The sequence below is a fragment of the Pedobacter sp. W3I1 genome, from assembly GCF_030816015.1.
GTDB lineage: Bacteria > Bacteroidota > Bacteroidia > Sphingobacteriales > Sphingobacteriaceae > Pedobacter.
The window spans coordinates 5,725,462-5,745,824 of the sequence record NZ_JAUSXN010000001.1 but is presented as its reverse complement, the minus strand read 5'-3'; the positions used below and the strand labels follow the sequence as shown (position 1 = coordinate 5,745,824).

At 41.9% G+C, this 20,363-nt stretch carries 21 protein-coding genes; 13 read left to right on the top strand and 8 right to left on the bottom strand.

The features are described from left to right. The first annotated feature begins 15 nt into the window (after nucleotides 1-15). Nucleotides 16-525, top strand: a complete 510-nt coding sequence (locus QF042_RS23380) for a hypothetical protein (RefSeq protein ID WP_307532572.1) — start codon at nucleotides 16-18, stop codon at nucleotides 523-525. 51 nt (nucleotides 526-576) lie between these two features. Here QF042_RS23380 and QF042_RS23375 read toward each other — a convergent pair whose 3' ends face one another. Further along, nucleotides 577-747, bottom strand: a complete 171-nt coding sequence (locus QF042_RS23375) for a hypothetical protein (RefSeq protein ID WP_167346147.1) — start codon at nucleotides 745-747, stop codon at nucleotides 577-579. 265 nt (nucleotides 748-1,012) lie between these two features. Between QF042_RS23375 and QF042_RS23370 the strand changes: the two genes are divergently transcribed. Continuing rightward, entirely contained in the window at nucleotides 1,013-1,831 is an 819-nt protein-coding gene (locus QF042_RS23370) for an alpha/beta fold hydrolase (protein ID WP_307532571.1), read from the top strand. Nucleotides 1,832-2,789: 958 nt separating this feature from the next. Here QF042_RS23370 and QF042_RS23365 read toward each other — a convergent pair. The 3 genes from QF042_RS23365 to QF042_RS23355 all read right to left on the bottom strand — a co-directional run bounded on the left by QF042_RS23365 (nucleotide 2,790) and on the right by QF042_RS23355 (nucleotide 4,878). Continuing rightward, nucleotides 2,790-3,905: an acyltransferase gene (locus tag QF042_RS23365; RefSeq protein ID WP_307532570.1), complete on the bottom strand. Its 1,116-nt coding sequence runs from the start codon at nucleotides 3,903-3,905 to the stop codon at nucleotides 2,790-2,792. Between the two features lie 216 nt (nucleotides 3,906-4,121). Continuing rightward, nucleotides 4,122-4,595 (bottom strand): hypothetical protein, encoded by a 474-nt coding sequence (locus tag QF042_RS23360; RefSeq protein WP_307532569.1) that lies wholly within the window; start codon nucleotides 4,593-4,595, stop codon nucleotides 4,122-4,124. 64 nt (nucleotides 4,596-4,659) lie between these two features. Continuing rightward, nucleotides 4,660-4,878: a hypothetical protein gene (locus QF042_RS23355; protein ID WP_307532568.1), complete on the bottom strand. Its 219-nt coding sequence runs from the start codon at nucleotides 4,876-4,878 to the stop codon at nucleotides 4,660-4,662. Between the two features lie 800 nt (nucleotides 4,879-5,678). Between QF042_RS23355 and QF042_RS23350 the strand changes: the two genes are divergently transcribed. Genes QF042_RS23350 through QF042_RS23340 form a run of 3 tightly spaced genes read left to right on the top strand, consistent with a single transcriptional unit; the run spans nucleotide 5,679 to nucleotide 11,240 of the window. Beyond that, entirely contained in the window at nucleotides 5,679-6,362 is a 684-nt protein-coding gene (locus QF042_RS23350; protein WP_307532567.1) for an efflux RND transporter permease subunit, read from the top strand. After that, on the top strand, nucleotides 6,319-10,056 hold the full coding sequence (locus tag QF042_RS23345) for a CusA/CzcA family heavy metal efflux RND transporter (RefSeq protein WP_307532566.1): 3,738 nt from the start codon (nucleotides 6,319-6,321) through the stop codon (nucleotides 10,054-10,056). The genes QF042_RS23350 and QF042_RS23345 overlap by 44 nt, the downstream gene beginning before the upstream one ends. A gap of 11 nt (nucleotides 10,057-10,067) precedes the next feature. Beyond that, a complete protein-coding gene (locus QF042_RS23340; RefSeq protein WP_307532565.1) occupies nucleotides 10,068-11,240 on the top strand; it encodes an efflux RND transporter periplasmic adaptor subunit in 1,173 nt (390 codons plus the stop codon). Nucleotides 11,241-11,395: 155 nt separating this feature from the next. Here the strand turns inward: QF042_RS23340 and QF042_RS23335 are convergent, their stop codons facing one another. Further along, nucleotides 11,396-11,902: a hypothetical protein gene (locus tag QF042_RS23335; RefSeq protein ID WP_307532564.1), complete on the bottom strand. Its 507-nt coding sequence runs from the start codon at nucleotides 11,900-11,902 to the stop codon at nucleotides 11,396-11,398. Between the two features lie 459 nt (nucleotides 11,903-12,361). Between QF042_RS23335 and QF042_RS23330 the strand changes: the two genes are divergently transcribed. Both QF042_RS23330 and QF042_RS23325 read left to right on the top strand, forming a co-directional pair. Continuing rightward, the gene (locus QF042_RS23330) at nucleotides 12,362-13,480 is read left to right on the top strand and encodes a Gfo/Idh/MocA family protein (protein ID WP_307532563.1); all 1,119 of its coding nucleotides are present in this window, start codon (nucleotides 12,362-12,364) and stop codon (nucleotides 13,478-13,480) included. Nucleotides 13,481-13,563: 83 nt separating this feature from the next. Then, nucleotides 13,564-13,719, top strand: coding sequence for a hypothetical protein (locus tag QF042_RS23325; protein WP_307532562.1), 156 nt, complete (start codon nucleotides 13,564-13,566; stop codon nucleotides 13,717-13,719). Here QF042_RS23325 and QF042_RS23320 read toward each other — a convergent pair. Beyond that, the gene (locus QF042_RS23320) at nucleotides 13,716-14,075 is read right to left on the bottom strand and encodes a helix-turn-helix domain-containing protein (protein ID WP_307532561.1); all 360 of its coding nucleotides are present in this window, start codon (nucleotides 14,073-14,075) and stop codon (nucleotides 13,716-13,718) included. The genes QF042_RS23325 and QF042_RS23320 overlap by 4 nt on opposite strands. 117 nt (nucleotides 14,076-14,192) lie before the next feature. Here QF042_RS23320 and QF042_RS23315 point away from each other — a divergent pair, with 117 nt between their 5' ends. The 4 genes from QF042_RS23315 to QF042_RS23300 all read left to right on the top strand — a co-directional run bounded on the left by QF042_RS23315 (nucleotide 14,193) and on the right by QF042_RS23300 (nucleotide 16,763). Then, entirely contained in the window at nucleotides 14,193-14,864 is a 672-nt protein-coding gene (locus tag QF042_RS23315; protein ID WP_307532560.1) for a VOC family protein, read from the top strand. A gap of 448 nt (nucleotides 14,865-15,312) precedes the next feature. Next, a complete protein-coding gene (locus QF042_RS23310) occupies nucleotides 15,313-15,801 on the top strand; it encodes a hypothetical protein (RefSeq protein ID WP_307532559.1) in 489 nt (162 codons plus the stop codon). Between the two features lie 118 nt (nucleotides 15,802-15,919). Then, nucleotides 15,920-16,354, top strand: a complete 435-nt coding sequence (locus tag QF042_RS23305; RefSeq protein ID WP_307532558.1) for a hypothetical protein — start codon at nucleotides 15,920-15,922, stop codon at nucleotides 16,352-16,354. 184 nt (nucleotides 16,355-16,538) lie between these two features. Continuing rightward, nucleotides 16,539-16,763 (top strand): helix-turn-helix transcriptional regulator, encoded by a 225-nt coding sequence (locus QF042_RS23300; RefSeq protein ID WP_307532557.1) that lies wholly within the window; start codon nucleotides 16,539-16,541, stop codon nucleotides 16,761-16,763. A 109-nt stretch (nucleotides 16,764-16,872) separates the two neighbouring features. Here QF042_RS23300 and QF042_RS23295 read toward each other — a convergent pair whose 3' ends face one another. Then, nucleotides 16,873-17,196, bottom strand: coding sequence for a nuclear transport factor 2 family protein (locus tag QF042_RS23295; RefSeq protein ID WP_307532556.1), 324 nt, complete (start codon nucleotides 17,194-17,196; stop codon nucleotides 16,873-16,875). 137 nt (nucleotides 17,197-17,333) lie between these two features. Here QF042_RS23295 and QF042_RS23290 point away from each other — a divergent pair, with 137 nt between their 5' ends. Continuing rightward, nucleotides 17,334-17,699 carry a helix-turn-helix domain-containing protein gene (locus QF042_RS23290; RefSeq protein WP_307532555.1) on the top strand — a complete coding sequence of 122 codons (366 nt, stop codon included), beginning with the start codon at nucleotides 17,334-17,336 and terminating at the stop codon, nucleotides 17,697-17,699. A 102-nt stretch (nucleotides 17,700-17,801) separates the two neighbouring features. Here QF042_RS23290 and QF042_RS23285 read toward each other — a convergent pair whose 3' ends face one another. Then, the gene (locus tag QF042_RS23285; protein ID WP_307532554.1) at nucleotides 17,802-18,596 is read right to left on the bottom strand and encodes an SDR family oxidoreductase; all 795 of its coding nucleotides are present in this window, start codon (nucleotides 18,594-18,596) and stop codon (nucleotides 17,802-17,804) included. Between the two features lie 301 nt (nucleotides 18,597-18,897). Between QF042_RS23285 and QF042_RS23280 the strand changes: the two genes are divergently transcribed. Continuing rightward, nucleotides 18,898-20,163 carry an epoxide hydrolase family protein gene (locus QF042_RS23280; RefSeq protein WP_307532553.1) on the top strand — a complete coding sequence of 422 codons (1,266 nt, stop codon included), beginning with the start codon at nucleotides 18,898-18,900 and terminating at the stop codon, nucleotides 20,161-20,163. The last annotated feature ends 200 nt before the right edge of the window (nucleotides 20,164-20,363 follow it).

Below are 20,363 nucleotides of genomic sequence, written 5' to 3'. Positions count from 1 at the left end.
TCTAAATTTAAACCGATGAAAAAGTTATTCCTATTGTTGTTACTGTTGGTAAGCAGTGGCCTTACTTTTAAATCTCAGGCTCAGGTAAGTGTAAACATAAACCTTGGAGCGCAGCCTGCATGGGGTCCAACTGGCTATGATTATGTAGATTATTACTACCTGCCCGATATTGAGAGCTATTATTATGTACCTAAAAAACAGTTTATTTATATGGGTGCAGGAGGCTGGGTTTTTACCACATCCCTACCGCCAAGATATAGCGGGTATGATTTATATAATGGTTACAAGGTTGTGATTAACTCACGTCAACCTTACCGTTATTTCGAAACCCACAAAGTAAAATATGCCAAATTTAAAGGCAACCATGGGCAATCGGCAATTGGGAAAAGCAAAGGCCGAAAATATTCACCTGCTAAGGGTAATGCCAAAATTTATAAAGGCGATAAAGGAAAACCCTCACCGCAGTTTAATAAAGGAAACGGAAATGGCAACAAAGGCCATGGAAACGGTAAGGGAAAACATTAGTTGTTTGTGTAATAAAGAAAGAAACCCTCCAAATTTGGAGGGTTTTCTTTTTTAATTTCTTTTTTGTTGCCCCGGAGCAAAAGGTCTGGCCGATTTTGAACCCGTTCCTTTTTTAGCCTGCCCTGGAGGAACTTTTCCGCTGTTACCAGCAGTTCTGGTACTATAACAAGCACTGGTAAGCAACATTGCTGATAACGCTACAATAAGATATATCTGTTTCATAATAAAGGATAAGCGATAACTGTGCCAATTGCATTCCTTCCTGTCTGTAGTGTTAAGCTTCGCATCTTTTATAGCGAAATGTATTGAGTTTCTAGACTCAATAATGCTTGCAAATTTGCGATTTTCTAAAGCATTTAGTACAAACAACCGAATTTGTAATGTCGCAATTCGCCACCGAAGTTGTCGTTTTTACGTCGCGTTAAAGCCCCGAATGAATCTCATATTTGTATAGTTAATATCGTTCAAACTAAATTTAAATAGCGTTATGAAAAATCTATTCCAAACAGGTAATATGCTTAAATCAGTACTATTCCTTGCAATCGTTATGTTTGCAGCAACTCAATCAAAAGGACAACAGCTTAAACCTGCCGAACGTGGTTATGCACCGGTTAATGGCCTTAAAGTTTATTATGAAGTATATGGCGAGGGTAAACCGCTGGTATTAATCCATGGCGCATTTATGACCATCGAAACAAACTGGGGGCAATTAATACCCCAATTGTCGAAAACCAGAAAAGTGATTGCAATCGAATTACAGGGGCACGGGCACACACCATTTTCAGACCGAAAATTAGATCAGGCTACCCTGGCAAGTGATGTGGAAGGCGTAATGAAACATTTAAAAATAGACAGTGCTGATGTTGCAGGGTATAGCATGGGTGGCGCTGTAGCTTACCAGTTGACCATACAAAGCCCTAAACGCGTAAAAAAATTAGTGATCATTTCTGCTACTTATAAAAGTACAGGCTGGAGGCCCGAAGTAAGAAATGCATTTAAAAATATGAAGCCCGAAATGTTTGCGAATACGCCTATGAAAACTGCCTATGATGCAGTAGCCCCTGACAAAACAAAATGGACAAAATTTATAGAACAGATGATTGTTTTTGCAGGGACAACATTCGACATGGGAGACGCCAATGTTGCGAAAATTACTTCACCTGTGTTAATCATTGCAGGAGATAATGATGGCCTGGATAAAATAGAACTGATTAAAACCTATCAGTTATTAGGCGGTGATAAATTTGCCGATATGGGACAATGCCAAAATCACATCTCGCTATTGTTCCTGACCAGGGGCATGTAAGTCTCATGATGCAGACGGAAACCATATTGGGTTACCTGAATGGTTTTTTAAAGTAACATAGACTAAAAGAAGAGTCTGTGTCACAAGTTGTAATTCCATTCGAACTTGTCAAGTTGAGCTTCCCGAAGAATCCTATCGTGTGGACACATCTTTTTCAAGAATGGTTTAGGCATCATGCTAGCTGGCTTTAATAAACCACAGTCTTTACCGAAGGACGCCGTCAATCCCAAGGGCCGGAGAAATCAAAAAAACAGTTGCAGGGAAGAACAAATAGTACTGCCAAACCTAAAACGCAGTGGTTTTGTGTTCATAGAGGCTAATTTAAAGCTTTAAGAAATATTGAACACAAACCCCGAAGGGCTCAATCAGCCCAAAGAAAACACAAACAAAACTGATTAAACGAAGTGCCGCTGTTTTTTTGATGCGTGTAGGATTGTGTAAAAGGCCCATTGCTGGATTGACAAAGCGCTTTGGGTACTTTGGCGCTCCAAAATGCGCTAGCATTCTTGAGCACAGCTAAAAACAACGTTGACTGCGAAAAACTACCATGCCCCCGCGGCATAGAGCGGCAAAAAAATCAACATTTATCTCCAAACTATAGTTTTTAAGATATCAAGCTTGTTATTAGCAGGAAAGATGCTGATCCCGAAGATTCGGGACAGCAGTACACTCGCCTTAGGGATATGCGCTAAAAACAATTACAGGCTGATGTAGATGTGTCCACACGATAGGAAGAATTGGGACAAGTAGTCGAAACGCTTTACGGGAATTTAAAGGCCCTTCGACAGGCTATCAATGACAGACCCAATAGAAAGATCGTCATTGCGAGAAGGAATCCCGAACTTTCGGGAAAGCAATCTTTCATGCTAGTGATCCTTGCCATAAGATTGCTTCGTCGGCTGAAAAAGCCTTCTCGCAATGACGATTCCTCACAGCTTCTTTTAAGCCTAACCCAATCTTAGGCAAGCTTTTTCCGCAACCATTTGCGTACCGGCTCATCGTACCATTTCAATGCGGCATAGGCCAAAACAACGCTGCCTATTAAAATGAGCAGGGCATACGGCCAGGCCTGAACAATAGTTGTGCCTTTATGATTACTAATCCAGGCTACATAAAAATAAACCAGCGGATAATGTACCAGGTATAACGGATAGGAGATCTCACCTAAAAATTTGCATATCTTGTGCTCCCTTTGTGTTTGCAGCACACCACTGGCGCCAAGATATACGATGAGCGGGAAAACGATGATAATACAAATAGATTCATAAATTCCGTTCATCCAAAGATGCCCGGCACCGCCGATGCGTGGCATATAAAGTACCAGAGCTACTAAAAGACTACACCATAAAAACGCGTTTTTAATCCGGGTCGGCTTCGCGATACGCGAAAGCAACAAACCCGCAAAGAAAGGGTATAGGGTACGGGTAAAGCCAATGCGAACCTGTTCTACATTCAGTGTCCAGCCGCCGCTTACGTCGCCGTTTGTAATGGCCAGATGTGCCAATGCGATGGCAGCGATAACCACTAAAATACTTAATGCCGTTTTAGAAAATTTCCTGATCCATACTGCATAAAGAATGTTAGCAATGTATTCAAAAAACAACGACCAGCCTACACTATTCAGGGGATGCATCTCCTGCCAGCCACGTATATCAAGCGATAATGGTATAGGCAGGATGGTATAACCAATCAGCAGCACCAGCAGCATCTTCCAGATAGAGATAGTATGAATGAGTGGCCATATGGTAGAATCTGTAAAATAGAATCCAATAGCACCGAGTGTCATCCCCAAAATTACCATGGGTTGAAGACGTACGATACGGCGTTTGAAAAAATTGCCGACCGTCATTTTAGGCCATCGGTCGTCATAGGCATAGCCCATTACAAAGCCTGATAATAAAAAGAAAAAATCTACAGCCAGATAACCGTGGTTAACCAGGATGTCCAGGTGCCCGGTTCCTAAGGGCTCGGTAAGGTGAAAAGTGACAACGATGATGGCTGCTACACCGCGAAGGCCATCTAATATAGGGTAGTGTGGCTTGGTGGCCAGCTCATTATTCAGGTTAGTACTCATGTAAGGGCTTGTAAAAATCGCAAGCCATAAAAATAACCAACATTCTTTACCCTATAACTTTGCATCTATAATGATACGTAATACATTAAGGCTGCGTGAAGAGGTTGATGGATAAGCCGATTAGGAACATTTTTTTAGGACTGTTAAATCTTGAAGGAGCTGAGTGTTTGGATAACAACAAGGCTTCTTTTGAAAGTCATTTCATTGGATAAGAAACTACCACTCGCTTTCTAACATTCTATCGATAACCCAAGGCACCATGATTTCAATTTCAATCTGAATCAAATCATTTTTGTCTTTAAAGTAGGTTAGATCATCGCCCTTCATAAAACCGATTTTAAAAGAATCTGTTATAGGATTTAGTTTAATTGCTTGTGAGTCATTAAGTGAGACTAAACAATCAGTGCCCTCAAAGCTTCCTTTAAAATGAAATATTACACTATAGCGGTGTGTACCGTCATTTTCTTTACACATTCGCCAAACCTCACTTTCTTTGTGGTAATCTACACCAAGTTGATTGAATAAACGTTTAACCTGTTCTGGGAATATCGTGCCTCTGTTCTGAATATAATTCAAGCAGTCATTACAATTACAATCCTCCGCACTACCATTTTCAACGGCAGCATAGGTTGATTTCGTGCTTTCATGATCAACTGTTAAAACCCAATTTTTAAATGTAAGTATGATCATTGGCATTATAGTCTAATTCTCCTTTCTAACGTTAGGTCGGTTTGTTAGTGATATGTGGTTTTAATTATTCAAACCACTCTTTTCGGTTTTCTAAACATTCTAAAAAATCGGTAAAGGAAATTCCTATTTCAATATGGGCATCTTCCTCAATTAGGAAGGGAGATAACACAATTCTTAAACTATTATCATTTAATTGTTCTATTGCAATGTACTCTCCACCACCATTTCCCCCAATTGCTAATGTGTTCGGTAAATGCTCGAAAATTTGATAGTCGATATTCATTTCAATTACTTCGTCGAAGTCCCAAAGTCTAACATATTGCTCCCCAATAAAACCCTCAAGTTCAGAATAATTAAAGCAAAAATTTTATAATCGTTAGGAAGTTTGAAGTTTATTATTTTTTCAGATTCCTCAAAAGTGGTCTTTGGTTTGTTGGTCCGTTTGGTAAAATTATATTTTGTTAGTATTTCTTCAAATCTTTCCATACAGATAGAGCATGATTGTTAATTTAGTTCCACAAGATATTAATTTTCGAGGGGAATGGTTATCAATTAATAAATAGACAGATGGTTTTTTAACGATCGAAACAGAACATGAATTAAAAGGGGCTTTATGAATTAAAAACTTTAATCATTACATTTGCCCTTAGTGAAAAACTTTGTATTCCTTTTTTCTCTTTATCTGATCCTTCTGGGCCTCATGCCCTGCCAGGACAAGGAAGATATGGTTTCCAAGTCCCACACTGAAAGCACTGAGCACAGCGATCAATCAAAAGCTGAGCATATGCATGGAGAATCCTGTCCGCCATTCTGCAGCTGTGCCTGCTGCTCGGTCGGTCAGCACTTTCCATCCGAAAAATTAACAGACCTGATTGTTCCGGTATTCAGGAAACCATATCCGGTTTTCCAGTGTTCGGCATTGAAAAAACAACCACTCGATATTTGGCAACCACCTAAACTCGTTTAATCAAACTCTTTTATTTCAGGGTTCTATCCATGAAAGTATGCTTTTTTGCATGCAGAATTTTGCACCATACTGTGCAATGGTATTCTGCTATTTATTGATTTTTGATTTAAACGACGATGCTGAACAGAATAATACAGTTCTCTATCAGGCAGAAACTGCTGGTGGGAATTATGATGCTGGCGCTGATTGCCTGGGGTATATACTCCCTTAAACAGTTGCCCATAGATGCCCTTCCCGATATTACCAATAATCAGGTGCAAATTATTACCTCCTCGCCGAGCAACGGTGCGGAGGATATAGAGCGCTTTGTAACCTATCCGGTCGAACAAACCATGGCCACCATTCCCGGAATAGAGGAAATCCGTTCCTTTAGCAGGTTCGGGCTTTCTGTTGTAACTGTGGTGTTTAAGGAAAATGTAGAGATTTACTGGGCCCGCCAACAGGTAAGCGAAAGGCTTGCCGGGGTGGAAAAGGCCATTCCGAAGGGGATCGGTACGCCCGAAATTGCGCCATTAACCACCGGACTGGGAGAGATTTATCAATACGTGATCCATCCCAAAAAAGGATACGAAAAGAAATATGATGCGACCGAGCTCCGTACCATTCAGGATTGGATTGTTCGCCGCCAGCTCCTGGGTGTAGAGGGTATAGCAGACGTGAGCAGTTTTGGGGGATACCTGAAGCAGTACGAGATTGCGCTCAATCCCGACAAGCTCAGGAGTATGGATATATCCATTAGCGATATTTTTAAGGCACTTGAAAAAAAACAACCAGAACACCGGCGGCTCTTATATCGATAAGAAGCCCAATGCTTATTTTATTAGGAGCGAGGGACTCATCAACAGTATGGAGGATATTGAGAACATTGTGGTTCGGACCAACGAAAACAGCATTCCGGTGCTAATCCGAAATGTGGCCGAAGTGAGGATCGGTGCGGCCACCAGGTACGGTGCCATGACCAGAAATGATCAGGGTGAAGTAGTTGGGGCCGTAGTGATGATGTTAAAGGGCGCCAATTCTTCCAAGGTTATTGCAAACGTAAAAACCCGGATGGATCAGATTGCGAAGAACCTTCCAGAAGGAGTGGTTATCGAGCCATTTCTCGACCGCACCAAACTGGTAAACAGTGCTATTGGTACAGTGACCAAAAACCTGGCAGAGGGCGCATTAATCGTCATCTTTGTGCTGGTACTGCTTTTGGGGAATTTCCGTGCCGGACTGATTGTGGCCTCGGTTATTCCACTTGCGATGCTTTTTGCGGTATGCCTGATGAACCTTTTTGGTGTCAGCGGAAACCTGATGAGCCTTGGTGCCATTGATTTTGGACTGGTTGTAGATGGTGCGGTAATCATTGTAGAAGCTTCACTTCATCATCTGGGGATCCGGAAAAACAAAAACAAGTTAAGCCAGCAGGAGATGGATGCAGAGATTTTTGAATCTGCTTCCAAGATCCGGAACAGCGCCGCCTTCGGTGAGATCATTATTCTCATCGTTTACCTGCCGATTCTGGCTCTGGTTGGTATAGAAGGCAAGATGTTCAGGCCAATGGCCCAAACAGTGGCTTTTGCTATCCTTGGTGCTTTTATCCTGTCGCTCACTTACGTACCGATGATGAGTGCACTGTTTTTAAACAAAACCATCAGCACCAAAAGAAATATCTCAGACAAAATCATATCTTTTTTTCAAAGGGTCTATACCCCAATGTTGAATTTTGCCCTTCGGGCAAGGCTAGCCGTTGTGGGCATCGCAATAGGATTATTTGCCATTTGCCTTATTATTTTCAATTACCTGGGCGCTGAATTTATTCCAACACTAGAAGAGGGCGATTTTGCAGTAGAAACCAGGGTGCTTACCGGAAGCAGTCTTTCACAGACTATTGAAGCGGCTACACGGGCTGCGAAGGTATTAAAGGCCAACTTCCCTGAAGTTAAGGAAGTTATTGGAAAGATCGGCTCTAGCGAGATTCCTACAGACCCTATGCCGGTAGAAGCCTGTGACCTGATCATCATCCTAAAGGATAAGGGCGACTGGACAAATGCTTCGACCAGAGACGAGCTTGCGGGAAAGATGCAGGCCAAGCTGGAACAGTATATTCCTGGAGTTACCTTCGGGTTTCAGCAGCCCATCCAGATGCGCTTTAATGAACTCATGACCGGTGCAAGGCAGGATGTTGTCATCAAGGTTTATGGAGAGGATTTTTCAAAACTGAGTACTTATGCATCAAAGATCGGTGCTATCGCCAGAAAAATCGATGGTGCCCAGGATGTTTATGTGGAACAGGCCTCAGGACTTCCGCAGGTCATTATCAAATTTCATCGGGAAAAGATCGCGCAGTTCGGATTGAATATTGAGGATGTGAATACCGCTATCCGCTCGGGATTTGCCGGAGAGGTTGCAGGCCTTGTATTTGAAGGAGAAAAACGATTTGATATGGTTGTTCGCCTGGAAAAAGAGAACAGGCAGTCGCTGGAAGATGTGAAGAACTTGTTTGTAACTGCACCCAATGGCAACCAGATCCCGCTTGAACAGCTTGCCGATATCGAGTACAAGGAAGGTCCGAACCAAATCCAGCGCGATGATGCAAAGCGGCGGATTACCGTTGGCTTTAATGTGAGGGGAAGGGATGTGGAAAGTATCGTGAAGGAAATCCAGCAGAAAATTGATGCGGAGGTTAAATTTTCGCCAGGATATTACCCAACCTTTGGCGGAACTTTTGAGAACCTGCAGGCAGCCAATAAAAGATTGGGTATTGCCGTGCCACTGGCCTTATTGCTCATTTTACTGTTGCTTTACCTCACCTTTTCATCCATTAAACATGCGCTTTTAATTTTTACCGCAATTCCATTGTCGGCCATTGGTGGCGTATTCGCCTTATGGGCAAGGGGCATGCCATTTAGCATCTCTGCAGGCATAGGCTTTATTGCACTTTTTGGTGTAGCGGTACTAAATGGTATTGTACTGATCAGTGAATTTAACAGGTTAAAAAAAGAAGGAATGAAAGATATTCAGGAAATAATTAAGACAGGAACTTCGGTCAGACTTCGCCCGGTGATTATGACGGCGCTTGTGGCCTCTCTGGGATTTCTGCCAATGGCTATCTCGGGCGGAAGCGGGGCTGAAGTGCAGCGCCCTCTGGCAACCGTTGTCATCGGCGGACTGATCTCTGCAACACTGCTCACCCTTTTGGTACTTCCGGTGCTTTATATCTGGGTAGAAAAAATGGGACGCAAAAAAGTACGCGTTGCGCCCGTAGCGGGAATAATCGTTATGTCTATTACTTTGTTTGGATTGCAGCCAGCTAAGGCCCAGACGCCATTAACCCTTGAACAGGCGGTATCTTCGGCATTGCAAAACAACAGGTCGATCAGCGGGGCGAGCCTTGGTGTAGGATTGCAGCGGGCGCTGCGGAAAAGCGCCTTTGAAATGCCCAAAACCGAAGTATCTATGCTTTACGGGCAGTACAACAGCCTGGTTAAAAACGACAACAACTTTACCGTTTCGCAAAGCATTCCTTTCCCAACACTTTTCGCTGCAAATGCGGCATTGGGCGATGAACGTATCAAAGCAGGCCAGCTTCAGGTTGCTTCGAGCAAAAATGAACTCATTTTCCAGGTTAAAACTGTTTATACGAATCTTCAGTACCTGTATTCGAAAGAAAAACTGCTGCTCGAACAAGACAGCATTTACAAGGGGTTCGTAAAATCGGCTTCGTTAAAGTACAAAACAGGCGAAGGCAACCTGCTTGAAAAGGTAACTGCTGAGACACAGCTCAAGGATGTACAGAACCTGCTCGATCAAAACAGATCTGATATAGAAATTTATAAAGCGCAGCTTGCTACGCTTCTGGGCAGGAGCGGGCTACCTGTAATCGCTGACAAGTTTTTAAGGGAAACGCCCGAGATTTCGGTTGGAGATACAGCACTTTTGAATGAAAATCCAGCCATTGCTTATTTCAGGCAACAAATTGTGATCGCCGAAAAACAGCGCAAGGTAGAGCTTGCTAAAGCACTTCCCGATTTTACCCTTGGCTATTTCAACCAGTCGCTAACCGGTTTTCAAAACGTTAATGGGAGTGATGTTTTCTTTAATCGCGCTAAACGTTTCCAGGGCTTCCAGGTTGGACTTTCTGTTCCGCTATTTTACAAATCTTATGCTGCAAAGGCAAAAGCTGCATCAATTAACAGGGATATTGCCTCGAACGACCTGGAGCTCCAGCAGCGAAAACTAACAGGCCAGTATCAGCAGGCCCTGGGAGAATATATGAAAAACAGGAAACGTTACGACTATTTTCTGACGTTGGCCCTGGCCAATGCGGCACTGATATTAAAAAACAGCCGAATTGCCTATCAAAACGGAGAAATAGGCTATTCGGAATACCTGTTGAGCCTTAAACAGGCAAATGGTATTTACGAATCGCGGCTGGTGGCGCTGCTTCAGTTAAGCCAGAGTATCAACCAGATTGAATTTTTAACCGGTAATAACAAATCATTTTAAGCATAAATCTCATGAGATCCATATATAAATATTTTATCCTGGTGTCTTTTCCGTTTTATTTAGCTGGCTGTAGCAGCCCCAATGCAGAAAAGGAGCCCGAAAAAGAGGCAGTTCACGAAAAAAGCGATATCGTAACCCTCACCCCAGAGCAATACAAGCTTTCGGAAATTACCCTGGGTGATATTGAATTGAAGGAATTAAGCGGAACAACAAAAGTAAACGGCGTACTTGATCTTCCCCCGCAAAGTCTGGTGTCTATTTCTACACCGCTGGAAGGGATTGTAAAAAGCACCAGTATGCTGCAGGGAAAGCGGGTAGCTAAGGGAGCCCTGGTGGCGGTAATGCAAAATCCGGAATTCATTCAGATGCAACAAGACTACCTGGATTATAAAAGCCAGCTGCAGTTTTTAAAGCAGGAGCTCGACCGCCAGGAAGAATTGGCAAAGGAAAACGTAAATTCCAAAAAAGCATTACAGAAAGCAAGGAGTGAATACCAGAGTGTGAGTGCCAGATTGCTGGGACAACGTTCAAAACTTTCCATTATGAATGTCAGTTTTTCGACACTGGAAAAAGGACAGATACAGAAGACTTTTAACCTCTATACACCAATGGCAGGTTATGTTACGCAGGTGAACACCAATATTGGCGCCTTTGCCAGCACAACCGATGTACTCTTCAAAATCGCCGATACCGAACACCTGCATGCCGAGCTTACAGTATTTGAAAAGGACGTTCCCAAGCTTAAACTGGGGCAAAAAGTCCGTTTTGTACTGGCCAATGAGGAGAAAGAACGCATGGCTACAGTTTACCTCATCGGCAGGGAAATTAGTAAAGAGCGTACCGTGCAAATTCACTGCCACCTGGACAAGGAGGATACACAACTGCTTCCGGGTATGTACCTTAAGGCTTATGTAGAAAGCGGCATGAACAAGGTAGAAGCATTACCGGATGTAGCTATTGTTGAATTTGAAGGCAAAAAATTCGTATTTATTGATCAACCGGCTGCTAAGGGCAGTAACACTTACCGATACCGGATGATGGAAGTGAAAACAGGTGTTGCTGAGAACGGTTATACCCAGGTTTCTTTTACCGGGCCGATCAATGATGTAAAGGTGGTGGTAAAGGGCGCTTATGATCTGTTGAGCAAGGTAAAGAATGCCGAAGAAGAAGGTGAGGAACATTAAATCAAGCCAAAAATGCCAGTATAGTAGCGGTGCGTCTTTTGGTGCTTGATTTTCTCATCAATCAACAGGTGACCATCGCTTTACCATTATAGAACTTGCTACAGGAAACCGATGAGACCATTAAAAACCTTTAAGGAAACTGGCCTCATCCACAGTTATGGTTTAGCAGCTACTTGTACCACAGGGATGCCAAGACTTTTTTTAAAAAGTACACAGAAGGCCTCATCTGCTTGTCCATATAGTTTTTCATAATCTACCAGATCATCAATATAATGACTTAATTCCTTGTTTGTTAAAGTGGTTGTTTTGGAAAGATCTTTTATTGTCCAGGGAAAGTTTCTATGATTCGGATTTGGTGTGTGTAGAAATAAGGCATCGTTATAACTGTTAAAGTCGATCAACGTTGCCCATATTTGATAATCAGTCTGTAAAGACTTCGCTTTTTCTGCGAGTAGATCAAAATGTCTAAATAGTTTGTCAAGATGAGGTTTACGTTTTTTAAAACTTTTATTACCATAACCGCGCCAGTCAAAATGTGTGTGCCATAAGTCAAACCAAGCCTGTTCAGGGGTATCGAAGTTCAATCCTGACCAGTTGCTGTTTTTTATCTTAAGATTTTTATAATAACGTCTAAGTCCCCTATGTTTTTTTATTCCGTTCATATTACTGTATTGTGGGCCTGCAATTATTGTGAATTTATACTTTTATCCGCCTGATGCAAAATCCATGGTAGCGTTTCGCCTTAATTTGTCGAAGAACTTTCCAGTCTATACACGTTGTTTGCTGTCAATAAGTCAAGTAATTCATTTCATATTTTTCTAAAAATAAGGAAATTCGAAAGATCTTCGAATCCGACTTCAAGATAAACTTCTGTGGGCTTTTTCCGCTCATGAAATACTGCCCTAAAGGCATCATTACAAAAAGGAATCGGGAGATTTTTGAGATGATCATGCAATTATTTTGTAGTTCAGACCAAGCTGCAAATCATATCGTGAAAACTAAATGGAACCGATTGGTGTTGTGTATCATGAAGTAAATCAGTTAATTAAGTAGCAAAAAAAGGGTGATCGCATATATTGCTTAATGTTTTGCTGAATAGGGTACATAGCTACAGGATGAAAATGAATACCAGAAGAGATTTTTTACAAAAAATGGGCGCATCAGCATTGATGCTGCAATTAGGTTCAATATTGGCATTTGCAAACGCTCCTGATCCAATCGAACAGCCTTACGAGGGTAGGGTACTCAGAGTAGCCATTATGGGTTTAGGTGGATATGGCACCCGTGTAGCAGAAGCTATGAAGGCCTGTACCAAGGCGAAGCTGGTAGGGGTAATTAGTGGCACGCCTTCAAAAATTAAAGAATGGCAAACGAAGTATAACATCCCGGAAAAGAATTGTTATAACTATGACAACTTCGATCAGGTAAAAAATAATCCGGATATAGATGCGATTTATGTGATTACTCCAAATGCACTGCACCGTAGTCAGGTTATCCGGGTAGCAAAAGCAGGAAAACATGCCATATGTGAGAAACCGATGGCATTGAATGCCAAAGAGGGACAAGAGATGGTTGATGCTTGCAAAAAAGCAAATGTAAAGTTACTGGTTGGCTATAGGTTACATTTTGAACCCCGTACACTCGAGGTGATCCGAATGAGAAATGCGGGCGACTTCGGTAAGATCATGTTTTTCCAGGGACAATGTGGTTTTAAAGCAGGCGATCCTTTGCAATGGCGATTAAACAAAGCGCTTGCAGGTGGGGGATCAATGATGGATATCGGAATCTATGCAATTAACGGGGCAAGGTATATGGTGGGCGAAGAGCCGATTTGGGTGACGGCTCAGGAAACCAAGACCGACCCGGTAAAGTTTAAAGAAGGTGTAGATGAAACCATACAATTTCAATTAGGTTTCCCGGGCGGTGCGGTAGCCTCCTGCTTGTCTAGTTATAACATCAATCACCTGGATAGATTTTTTATGAGCGGCGACAAAGGATTTGCAGAAATGCAACCTTCTACTGGTTATGGTCCGATTAAGGGTAGAACACATAAAGGAGAACTCACACAGCCCATCACTACTCACCAAACCGTACAGATGGATGAAATGGCAACTATTATTTTTGAAGATAAGAAGCCAGTCGTTCCTGTAAACGGCGAGGAAGGCTTGAAAGATCTTAAAATTATTGATGCCATCTACGAGGCTGTAAAAACAGGAAAAAAGGTCAAACTAACTGCTTAGCTAATGAGGGTTTTAAAGCATAAGGTAAAGAATGCCGAAGAAGAAGGTGAGGAACATTAAATCAGGCCAAAAAAACCAGTACAGTGACGCTGCGCCTTTTGGTGCCTGATTTTCTCATCAATCAACAGGTGACCATCAATTTTACCAATGTAGAACTTACTACAGGAAACTGGCCTCGTCCACCGTTATGGCTTAGTGGTTATTTGTACTACAACGATGCCCTATCCAGCCAAAATTAAATAGTGCTTTTTTCAATATTATCTGCTTCCAGCGTAATTAAGAGTTCACCATATTTTTTCAATGCCTCTATTGTAGGGAAAGCGTCCAGGGCACGTTGCATCAATGCATATTCAACCCTTGGAGGCTTCTCCCTGAAAACTTTCCGGCTGATCATTCGTTTACTTTCCAATTCCCTCAACTGCGTATGCAGCATCTTATCTGTTATGTGTGGGATCCTGCTCTTCAAGTCGCCGTATCTTACCGGACCTCCCTCCAGGCTAAGCAGGATGGGTATTTTCCATGTGCCACTGATATGGGAAAAGGCAAATTCAACCGGGCTGTAATAAAGTTTTTTATCGTGTATAAAATCCTGCATGATCAAATTTATCCAATTATTTTTAAAAGACCGGTAGCTTATCCTTTACTGTAAAAAAAGTATGTAAAGCAACGGAGTCATTTTGTACTTATACTTTTGACACTTTAAATAAAAGTTATGAAAGACAGAGAATGGATGAGCATACCCGTATTGAAATACGTTGCCATAGATGCAACACTTGCTTTTTGGGAAACACTGGGTTTTAAAATCACCTATAGACAGGACCGGCCATACAAATATGCGGTTATGGAAAGAAATGGATGCAACCTGCATCTATATCATAACAAAAGTATGGATATTTCAACACCAGGTAACGGTTGTCTGATCATCGTTAATGATATTCAAAATATTTACCAGGAACTTTCCGGCAGCCTTAAGCGTAAACTCGGAAGGGTCCCTTCATCAGGTTTACCAAGGATTTCAAGAATGAAACCTATGGGAACACGCTTCACGGTAACCGACCCTTCCGGTAATCCTGTAATACTCATACAGCGTGGAGATAAAGATAAAGCCGATTATGAAATCGCAGATCAAAAGGGCCTAACCGGGCTCGGCAAGTCCATTGCACTTGCTGTAAGGTTAAGAGATTTTAAAGAAGATTACCCGGCTGCTGCCAAAACACTCGATAATGCCCTTAAAAAACACCTGAGTGAGGTTGAGGAAGGCCAAAAAGCAGAAGCCCTGATTATACGAGCTGAACTTGCCAGGACATTAAATGACTACATCAAAGAAACGCAATGTTATAAATTACTGGCCGATCTTGATCTCTCCACCAACAAAAAAAGATGAGAGATGCAATAAAAAGGAGTATCAATATTAACACAGTCCTGTTTAAGGCGTTAGTTAGTTTTTTATCTATTGCTGCTTGTTTCATTACATTTTACCTCATTGCCAAGTCAGATCACAGCCCGGTATTTGATAAAGGTAGTTTTACACTATTGCTCTGTTTCAGCCTACCAATCCCAATATGTGTCTGGTTATATTGCGTGACTGATAAAGAGTAGAAGTAGTATATGAGAGGTAAAAAATCGCGGCGCTAAGATTTGCGCTAGAATGGTTGGACTTCTACGAATTGGTTAATAACCAAGCGTCTCTACAGACAGCGTGGTAGTCTGGCAACAACACACCCAGTCATTCTTGAACGAGATTACCAATTAATTGAACGAATAAACCAAACCCCTTAACCTTACTATAGCCACTTTTGTAAACAACAATTACATACTCAACAACAAAGACTATGGGACTATCAGGTTTAGGAATTTTTCATACCATAATTGGTATCGTAGCCATTGCAGCGGCAATCATTTCATTTGTACGCTTTGGCAAAATTAATTTAACGCATCTAAGCGGTAAAATATACTTTTATACGACTACTGTTACGGCTTTAACTGCATTAGGAATCTCCAAACATGGAGGCTTTAATCCAGGGCATATTTTTTCGGTATTTATTTTAATTTTAGTGTTGGTGGCTTTTTGGCTGTCGATAAAGCGAAATGCCAATAATAAGGCCCGTTATATAGAGAATTTATTGCTTTCTTTCAGCTTTTTTCTGTCGCTCATTCCCACCGTGAACGAAACCTTTACCCGGGTTCCACTGGGGCATCCACTGGCCAAAAATCCTACCGATCCTATCATTGCTCAAACGTTGCTGGTGCTCTTAATCGCGTTTATTGCTGGTGCCATCTACCAGTACATTAAACAACGCAATGCGGTTAAAATACCGTAAACCAAAGCTTGTGATTTTCAGATAAAGGATATGCTATACAGGATAAGCTCATGCATGGACGCAGAAAAGCCCAAACCATGCATTAGTTTTTCTATTTTTATAACTGAAGATTTTTAATATGATCATTGACCATAAAAAATACGATTTGTTTGGTAAAGCCATTATCCAAAACATCAGGATAAAGGCACCGTTTACCTTCGATTTTCCCATTACCGATAATGCCTGCTTTTTGTACATGTTACAGGGTGAAATGCAGTATCACCGCGACGAAGACCGGGTAAATATACCGCATAAACATGCTTTGTTTTTAAATTGTATACAAGCCAGCAAAACCATCAGTAACTTAAATAGGGGGGCTATTAACGAAATTATGGTTATTAATTTTCATCCCGATATTTTAAAGCGGATCTACGATCGAGAGATGCCTGTTATTCTTCAGGCACCCGATCAGCTGGTTTCGAACAAAAGTGCTGAAGTTTTAAACAGCAATTTTCTAATCGAAAAATATATCGAGGGCTTGCTGTTTTTATTTTCAGCATCCGGCACTGGTTAATGAAGATATACTGGTTTTAAAGTTAAAAGAAATTATTCTGCTGCTGGCTCAAACCGCTAATGCCCAAGCCATACAAATCATATTTGCGCAGCTTTTTTCGCCTACGACCTATACCTTTAAGCAGATTATTGAGGCCAACCTGTTTGCCCAACTCAGTATCGAAGCCCTGGCACAGCTTAATAATTTGAGCTTATCGTCTTTTAAACGCGAATTTGCCAGACATTACAACGATACACCAGCCAATTATATCAAAACCAAAAGGCTCGAAAAAGCTGCCGAACTGCTGTTAATTTCAGACGAAAGAATTAAAGACATTGCTTTTAATTGTGGTTACAATGATTTGGCCAATTTTACCAAAAGCTTTCGTGAAAGGTATAGCTGTACACCTAGTGATTTTCGGGAGCGCTGATAGAGGTAGCTAGCCAAAAAGATTTCAATAAGCAAATAGCAATGCTGCAAGATCTGTAGAACCAATATTGCGGCATCGCTACAGATGGTTACGTTTTGAATCTTTGGTGTTAACCAGTGATCTTAAGCGAATGGATTAAGCCATGCTCCAGAACCAGGTTAAAGTTAAGTATAGCCGGACTACCTGGAAATGTTCCCGAGATCTCAGCTGTAAATACCGAGCCCTTTTCACCTTCCTTATAACTAATCGGTTTTAAAGTAGTTTGATACGCCTGGTTCGAATCTTCAATCCATTTTTGAATGGCTGCTCTTCCTGTATGGTTCTTTCCCTCGTCAAATACTTCGGCGTTTTCAGCAAAAAGCGATGAATAGGTTATTGCATCATGGCTGTTCTGTGCTTCAACCAGGTCTGTTATTACTTTTGGTAAGTTCATGATATTATTTTTAGATTAACTTATTGTTGTACAAATTTCGGTGGTACTAGCGTGATGCACAAGTAGGGGGTTACGATTCGGATAGGGAAAAATTTATCCGTATTGTTTCATTAATGGCCTACATGTATCTTTGTTAGATGTACGAGAAAAAAACTTTTCCCAATTTAAACTGTGGCCTCGATTTAGTTGGAGAAGTGCTTTATGGCAAATGGAAAATACGGTTGTTGTGGTTTATCAACGAGGGTTACCTGCGTCCGAGCGAGCTGCAACGTAAGATACCTGATGCAAGCCGTAGGGTAATCAATATTCAGCTAAAGGAATTGGAAGAACATGAATTGGTGATCAGAACAATCTATCCGGTAATGCCACCAAAGGTAGAGTATTCACTTACTGCATTCGGCAAAACCTTGATACCGGTGATCGCCGCTATAGGAAATTGGGGAGATGAGTATCAGGATAGTTTGAAGCGTGTTATTCTGAAAGGATATCCGCAGTTGGCCTGATCTTTTCTGAGTGAGCATTAAACTAAATTATTGCCCAGGTCGATTTCGGTTAGCATATTAAGCTGACCCCAAATACAACCCAGGCTGGTATTGTCGTAATTTTTAAACGGTGGGCATGGTACCTCCGTCAATTACAAATTCGGTTCCGGTAATATAACTTGCCCTTGGTGAAACAAGAAAACCAACCATTTCTGCCACCTCTTGTGGCATAGCAGGCCGGCCGTATGGAATGCCGCCAAGTGCATTCATCACACTTTGTGTAGCCTGTTCTATTGTTATTGCTTCGCGCTGCGATATGCGTTCCATCATTCTCTTTGCGCCGTCAGTCATAATCCAGCCCGGAGAAACCGTTAAAACCCGAATTCCTTTTGGAGCAACTTCGTTAGAAAGTCCTTTGCTGTAATTAATCAGTCCGGCCTTTGCCGCCGCATAGGGTAGCGTACTCTCATATAAAGGCAGTTTCCCTTGAATAGAGGCGATGTGGATAATTACACCAGTTTTTTGTTTAATCATTTGTGGTAAAAAAGCCCTGTCCAACCTTACTGGCGCTAAAAGATTGGTCTGCAATGTTTCTTCCCAGTGTTCATCGGTCAAATTAGCAAAACCACCCGCAGGAGTTTCAGAACCACCAAGGCTATTGATCAGGATATCGAGTCTGCCAAATTTTGATAATACCGCTGTTACTACTTTAGCTGTTCCATCTGGCTTGCTTAGGTCTGCCGAAATAAAATATAACTTTTCATTGGGCGCTTCAGGCTTGTTCCTTGCGGTGATGATGACCTCTGCCCCGGCTGCCAGTAGCCTTATGGCAATTGCTTTTCCAGTGCCTTTAGTACCACCCGTTACCAGGGCAATCTTTCCCGATAGTTCATTATTGAAGTTAAATTCCTTTTCCATTATATATATTTTTTATGCAAAATTCAGGTATACTACAGGTTCCTACAATTACGGCATTACGATTCGGATAGCGTTAAATTTCTCCCTATGCCATTCTAAAATTACAGTCAGCCGGTATGTTGCTGTTATCAGTTTAAAGAAATGATACTGGCCCTTGTATCCTTCCGGAAACATAAAATTCAAGTCTGAAAATGTCCGATTCACGCTCAAATTTGGCTATTTAAGATGCTTCTTTATTGTCTCTGATGGGGTAGTAGAATACCTTCGTTATACAAATCCAAGGAATTTAAATATATAAAAAATGAAAACGTACAAAAACACATTCAGTAAAATGGCCACTGGTGCATTGGTACTGTTGTCGACTGCTGGTTTTGCACAAACCGTTCCGGCATCTGATGCAATCCGTCCCTTTCATGTCAACATCCCGGAAAAAAAACTCACTGATCTTAAACGCCGTATTTTGGCAACGGAATGGCCGGAGCGTGAAACAGTAAAAGATGAAACGCAAGGCGTGCAGTTAGCGACTATTCAGGAGCTTGCACGTTATTGGTCTAAAAATTACGATTGGCGTAAAACCGAAGCGAAATTGAACTCCTATCCGCAGTTTATCACCAATATTGACGGACTGGATATCCATTTCATCCACGTCCGTTCTAAACACAAAAATGCGCTACCGGTTATTATTACACATGGCTGGCCTGGTTCTATTATCGAACAGTTGAAAATCATCGCTCCCCTTACAGATCCAACAACGTTTGGTGGAAAAGCAGAAGATGCTTTTGATGTCGTTATTCCCTCACTGCCAGGATATGGTTTTTCAGGTAAGCCAATTACTACTGGCTGGGATCCTCAGCATATTGCACGGGCATGGACCATATTGATGAAACGTTTGGGATATAAACAGTTTGTAGCACAGGGCGGCGATTGGGGCAATGCAGTTACCGAACAGATGGCGCTACAGGCTCCGGCAGAGCTGATCGGTATTCATACCAATATGCCCGCTTCAGTTCCTGCCGATGTAGCTAAAGCGCTCCAGTTCAATGATCCAGCCTCATCCAATCTTTCTGCCGATGAAAAATATGCCTATAATCAGCTCGACTTTTTTTATAAACATGGATTGGGTTATGCCAGTGAAATGGCAAACAGGCCACAAACCTTATATGGTATCCAGGATTCACCTGTTGGCCTTGCCGCATGGATGCTTGACCACGATGCAGCAAGCCTGGCACTCATCACGCGCATTTTCAACGGTCAGTCTGAAGGTTTGACTAAGAACGATATTTTGGAAAATATCACTCTCTATTGGTTAACAGGAACAGCTGTGTCTTCGGCCCGTCTTTACTGGGAAAGTAAGCTTGCCTTCTTTGCACCAAAGGGTATTGCTATCCCGGTAGCGATAAGTGCCTTTCCGGATGAACTTTATCAGGCTCCAAAAAACTGGGCCGAAAAAGCCTATCCAAAGCTTATCTACTACAATAAACTCGAAAAGGGAGGCCACTTTGCTGCCTGGGAACAACCAAAGGTTTTTGTCGAAGAACTCCGCGCATCATTTAAAACATTGCGCTAGCCGATGCGAAGCCGGCCTTAATTCTTTTTATATCGCAAAAAACAAAAAGAAGGAACGGTTTCTTATGCAGGCTTTGCGCTATGGAAAGAAAATTAGCTGGTAAATGGTGATATTATTTATTTTATTGACTGGAAATGAAAAGGCAGCTTTTCATTGGAGATTGCAGCCCTGCTGTCCGCTATAGCCCTCATTCTTCGGGG